3 tRNA genes and 3 rRNA genes are annotated in these 5,702 nt (G+C 56.3%); all 6 read left to right on the top strand.

The annotated features are described in order from the left end of the window. Positions 1 to 188 precede the first annotated feature (188 nt). The 6 genes from FS320_RS36460 to FS320_RS36485 all read left to right on the top strand — a co-directional run bounded on the left by FS320_RS36460 (position 189) and on the right by FS320_RS36485 (position 5,698). Positions 189 to 1,675: ribosomal RNA gene (locus FS320_RS36460) — 16S ribosomal RNA — on the top strand. 148 nt (positions 1,676 to 1,823) lie between these two features. After that, positions 1,824 to 1,900: transfer RNA gene (locus tag FS320_RS36465), tRNA-Ile, on the top strand. A gap of 123 nt (positions 1,901 to 2,023) precedes the next feature. Beyond that, a tRNA-Ala gene (locus tag FS320_RS36470) sits at positions 2,024 to 2,099 on the top strand. A 251-nt stretch (positions 2,100 to 2,350) separates the two neighbouring features. Next, positions 2,351 to 5,162 (top strand): 23S ribosomal RNA (locus FS320_RS36475). 181 nt (positions 5,163 to 5,343) lie between these two features. After that, positions 5,344 to 5,459, top strand: a 5S ribosomal RNA gene (gene rrf / locus FS320_RS36480). Together the 16S, 23S and 5S rRNA genes with 3 tRNA genes alongside form the textbook arrangement of a ribosomal RNA operon. Before the next feature lie 162 nt (positions 5,460 to 5,621). After that, a tRNA-Met gene (locus FS320_RS36485) sits at positions 5,622 to 5,698 on the top strand. Positions 5,699 to 5,702 lie beyond the last annotated feature (4 nt).

Genomic DNA, 5,702 nt, shown 5'->3' on the forward strand with positions numbered 1-5,702 from the left:
CCTGTTCTTTGACAAGTGAAGAGAGAAGAGAAGCGTAGGCGGCGGTGTCCTTGCGGATCGTCCTTCGGGGCGATCGAATGAGAACATCGACCATGTCTATGCTTTGGTGAGTACACCGCTTCAGGGAAACCTGGAGATGGAGGTACTCTGTCAATTTGCGTAGAGATTTAGTCGAGATCAAATTCTTTCAACTTGAGAGTTTGATCCTGGCTCAGAACGAACGCTGGCGGCAGGCTTAACACATGCAAGTCGAACGCATCCTTCGGGATGAGTGGCAGACGGGTGAGTAACGCGTGGGAACGTGCCCTTCAGTTCGGAATAACCCAGGGAAACTTGGGCTAATACCGGATACGTGCGAGAGCAGAAAGATTTATCGCTGAAGGATCGGCCCGCGTCTGATTAGCTAGTTGGTGGGGTAATGGCCCACCAAGGCGACGATCAGTAGCTGGTCTGAGAGGATGATCAGCCACATTGGGACTGAGACACGGCCCAAACTCCTACGGGAGGCAGCAGTGGGGAATATTGGACAATGGGCGCAAGCCTGATCCAGCCATGCCGCGTGAGTGATGAAGGCCTTAGGGTTGTAAAGCTCTTTCAGTGGGGACGATAATGACGGTACCCGCAGAAGAAGCCCCGGCTAACTTCGTGCCAGCAGCCGCGGTAATACGAAGGGGGCTAGCGTTGTTCGGAATCACTGGGCGTAAAGGGCGCGTAGGCGGCTTTGTAAGTCGGGGGTGAAAGCCTGTGGCTCAACCACAGAATTGCCTTCGATACTGCATGGCTTGAGACCGGAAGAGGTTAGTGGAACTGCGAGTGTAGAGGTGAAATTCGTAGATATTCGCAAGAACACCAGTGGCGAAGGCGGCTAACTGGTCCGGTTCTGACGCTGAGGCGCGAAAGCGTGGGGAGCAAACAGGATTAGATACCCTGGTAGTCCACGCCGTAAACGATGAATGCCAGCCGTTGGCGAGCTTGCTCGTCAGTGGCGCAGCTAACGCTTTAAGCATTCCGCCTGGGGAGTACGGTCGCAAGATTAAAACTCAAAGGAATTGACGGGGGCCCGCACAAGCGGTGGAGCATGTGGTTTAATTCGAAGCAACGCGCAGAACCTTACCAGCCTTTGACATGTCCCGTGTGGATCCTGGAGACAGGATCCTTCAGTTCGGCTGGCGGGAACACAGGTGCTGCATGGCTGTCGTCAGCTCGTGTCGTGAGATGTTGGGTTAAGTCCCGCAACGAGCGCAACCCTCGCCCTTAGTTGCCATCATTGGGTTGGGCACTCTAAGGGGACTGCCGGTGATAAGCCGAGAGGAAGGTGGGGATGACGTCAAGTCCTCATGGCCCTTACGGGCTGGGCTACACACGTGCTACAATGGCGGTGACAAAGGGCAGCGAACCCGCGAGGGGGAGCTAATCCTTAAAAGCCGTCTCAGTTCAGATTGCACTCTGCAACTCGAGTGCATGAAGGCGGAATCGCTAGTAATCGTGGATCAGAACGCCACGGTGAATACGTTCCCGGGCCTTGTACACACCGCCCGTCACACCATGGGAGTTGGTCTTACCCGACGGCGCTGCGCCAACCGCAAGGAGGCAGGCGACCACGGTAGGGTCAGCGACTGGGGTGAAGTCGTAACAAGGTAGCCGTAGGGGAACCTGCGGCTGGATCACCTCCTTTCTAAGGACGATCCCTCAAGACCGACATCTGTTGGTTTTATCGGATCGCTTGGAACACAAGAGACCAGTCAGGTCTCGGTATGCGGGACGCTGCCGTCTTCGTTTCTCTTCTCATTCCGGATACATCGGTCGGGGTTTGTGCTCCGATTGGGCCTGTAGCTCAGGTGGTTAGAGCGCACCCCTGATAAGGGTGAGGTCGGACGTTCGAGTCGTCCCAGGCCCACCATTCTCTTGGTTAGCCTCAGACGCCGTCCTGCCTTCTTGCGAAGGCCGACCGGCCGCCGCGCCCCGTGGCGCGGACAGCCAAGAAAGCGGACGCTTTCGCCGGCGCTTGAGGCCAAACCAAAACGGGGCCTTAGCTCAGCTGGGAGAGCGGTAGCTTTGCAAGCTTCAGGTCGTCGGTTCGATCCCGACAGGCTCCACCATTTTTTAGGGATCCGGAAGGTCAAAGGAATTCGCCTCCCCTCTCGTGAGGGTGAGCGCGGATGTTTGAAATCGTAAAGAGGCAGCATATTCGACCAGCGGGCAACCTAGTCCCGCGAACCAGCCACGGCCCGCAGCCGTGTGCGTCGGATATGCTTGGCAAGCAAAACATGTCTTTGGAGAAATCCAAAGACAGGTCTTTCTTTTTTGGTCATGTCCGGCTTGTAGCCGAGCGGACATTGATCATGAGAGTAATCAAGTGTCGTAAGAGCATCTGGTGGATGCCTTGGCGCTGAGAGGCGATGAAGGACGTGGTACGCTGCGATAAGCCTTGGGGAGCTGCGAACGAGCTTTGATCCAAGGATCTCCGAATGGGGAAACCCCCCTTCGATCCTTTGTATTGTCAGGGCAGGAGCGATCCTGTTTTGGCACTACGGAGGGTCAGATGAAGGGATTAGGCCCTGAATACATAGGGGTTTAAGGCGAACCCGGGGAACTGAAACATCTAAGTACCCGGAGGAAAGGACATCAATTGAGACTCCGTTAGTAGTGGCGAGCGAACGCGGACCAGGCCAGTGCCTGCATGACACGTCATCGGAACCGTCTGGAAAGGCGGGCAGAACGGGTGATAGCCCCGTACGGATCAACGTGATTGCAGGACTTGAGTAGGGCGGGACACGTGAAATCCTGTCTGAACATGGGGGGACCACCCTCCAAGCCTAAGTACTCCTCAGCGACCGATAGTGTACTAGTACCGTGAGGGAAAGGTGAAAAGCACCCCGACGAGGGGAGTGAAACAGTTCCTGAAACCGGATGCTTACAAACAGTAGGAGCCCAAGGTTCGTCCTGGGTGACTGCGTACCTTTTGTATAATGGGTCAGCGACTTAAAGTAACGAGCAAGCTTAAGCCGATAGGTGGAGGCGCAGCGAAAGCGAGTCTGAACAGGGCGTTTTGAGTTCGTTGCTTTAGACCCGAAACCGGGTGATCTAGCCATGAGCAGGTTGAAGGTGCGGTAACACGCACTGGAGGACCGAACCGGTGCCTGTTGAAAAAGTCTCGGATGACTTGTGGCTAGGGGTGAAAGGCCAATCAAACTCGGAAATAGCTGGTTCTCCGCGAAAGCTATTTAGGTAGCGCCTCGCGTGAATCCTCCAGGGGGTAGAGCACTGGATGGGCTAGGGCCGCCCACAGCGGTACCAAACCTAACCAAACTCCGAATACCTGGAAGGAGTGCGCGGGAGACACACGGCGGGTGCTAACGTCCGTCGTGGAGAGGGAAACAACCCTGACCTACAGCTAAGGCCCCCAATTCGTGGCTAAGTGGGAAAGGATGTGGGAATCCCAAAACAACCAGGAGGTTGGCTTAGAAGCAGCCATCCTTTAAAGAAAGCGTAACAGCTCACTGGTCTAAACAAGGGTTCCTGCGCCGAAAATGTAACGGGGCTCAAGCCACGAGCCGAAGCTTAGGGTGTGCACGATGAGTGCATGCGGTAGCGGAGCGTTCCGTAAGTCTGCGAAGGAGGACCCGTGAGGGCCTCTGGAGATATCGGAAGTGCGAATGCTGACATGAGTAACGACAAACAGTGTGAAAGACACTGTCGCCGAAAGTCCAAGGGTTCCTGCGTAAAGTTAATCTTCGCAGGGTTAGCCGGCCCCTAAGGCGAGGCCGAAAGGCGTAGTCGATGGGAAGCACGCATAATATTCGTGCGCCAGTGAGAGGTGACGGATCCTTATCGTCGTTCGAGCTTATCGGATTGCTCGGGCGGCTTCCGGGTCCCAGGAAATAGCCCTCACATCGGACCGTACCCGAAACCGACACAGGTGGACTGGTAGAGTATACCAAGGCGCTTGAGAGAACTATGTTGAAGGAACTCGGCAATTTACCTCCGTAACTTCGGGATAAGGAGGCCTTCCGTTTGGGCAACCAGGCGGGAGGGGCACAGACTAGGGGGTGGCGACTGTTTACCTAAAACACAGGACTCTGCGAAGTCGCAAGACGACGTATAGGGTCTGACGCCTGCCCGGTGCCGGAAGGTTAAGAGGAGAGGTTCACGCTTTGAATCGAAGCCCCGGTAAACGGCGGCCGTAACTATAACGGTCCTAAGGTAGCGAAATTCCTTGTCGGGTAAGTTCCGACCTGCACGAATGGCGTAACGACTTCCCCGCTGTCTCCAACATAGACTCAGTGAAATTGAATTCCCCGTGAAGATGCGGGGTTCCTGCGGTCAGACGGAAAGACCCCGTGCACCTTTACTGTAGCTTTGCGCTGGCATTCGTGTCGGCATGTGTAGGATAGGTGGTAGGCACTGAAGCGGGAGCGCCAGCTCTCGTGGAGCCATCCTTGAAATACCACCCTTGTAGACATGGATGTCTAACCGCGATCCTTGATCAGGGTCCGGGACAGCGCATGGTAGGCAGTTTGACTGGGGCGGTCGCCTCCCAAAGAGTAACGGAGGCGCGCGAAGGTGGGCTCAGAACGGTCGGAAATCGTTCGACGAGTGCAATAGCATAAGCCCGCTTGACTGCGAGACTGACACGTCGAGCAGAGACGAAAGTCGGCTATAGTGATCCGGTGGTCCCGCGTGGGTGGGCCATCGCTCAACGGATAAAAGGTACGCCGGGGATAACAGGCTGATCTCCCCCAAGAGTCCATATCGACGGGGAGGTTTGGCACCTCGATGTCGGCTCATCACATCCTGGGGCTGGAGAAGGTCCCAAGGGTTCGGCTGTTCGCCGATTAAAGTGGTACGTGAGCTGGGTTCAGAACGTCGTGAGACAGTTCGGTCCCTATCTGCCGTGGGTGTAGGAGTATTGAGAGGATCTGTCCCTAGTACGAGAGGACCGGGATGGACGTACCTCTGGTGGAGCTGTTGTGGCGCCAGCCGCAGTGCAGCGTAGCTATGTACGGACGGGATAACCGCTGAAGGCATCTAAGCGGGAAACCCACCTCGAAACGAGTGCTCCCTATCAGAGCCGTGGAAGACGACCACGTTGATAGGCCAGATGTGTAAGCGCGGTGACGCGTTGAGCTGACTGGTACTAATCGCTCGATTGGCTTGATTGCTCTCATGATTTGTGTCCGCTGCGCGGACTGATCCGGCGACCTGTCGCCGGCGGCCGGTCGGCCTTGCGGGATCTTGCGATCCCGGCAGGTGGGCGGGTTGGACGAGAAAGACTGTTTGACTTGGAGCTTTGAACAAGTTCCGGGTGGCGCCTGAGGCGCCCTTGCCGTTATCCTTCGCCGGTCCGGTGATTTGAGCGAGGAGCCAAGAACCCGATCCCATCTCGAACTCGGCCGTTAAACTCCTCAGCGCCGATGGTACTGTGTCTCAAGACCCGGGAGAGTAGGTCATTGCCGGGCCTGCCAAGGACAACCGCCTCTTTACATCTCTTCGACAATCACACCGCGGTGTCTCTGCACAAGAGCACCGCGGTTTGTGTTTGTCGGCCCTCTTCGCCTTTGAAGCCTGCTTCAAGGGCACACCAGTTTGGGGTTTGGCGGTGCCAAACTCGCACGCGTTGACGCGGGGTGGAGCAGCCCGGTAGCTCGTCAGGCTCATAACCTGAAGGTCACAGGTTCAAATCCTGTCCCCGCAACCAACAC

Source organism: Microvirga tunisiensis (assembly GCF_009296175.1).
GTDB lineage: Bacteria > Pseudomonadota > Alphaproteobacteria > Rhizobiales > Beijerinckiaceae > Microvirga > Microvirga tunisiensis.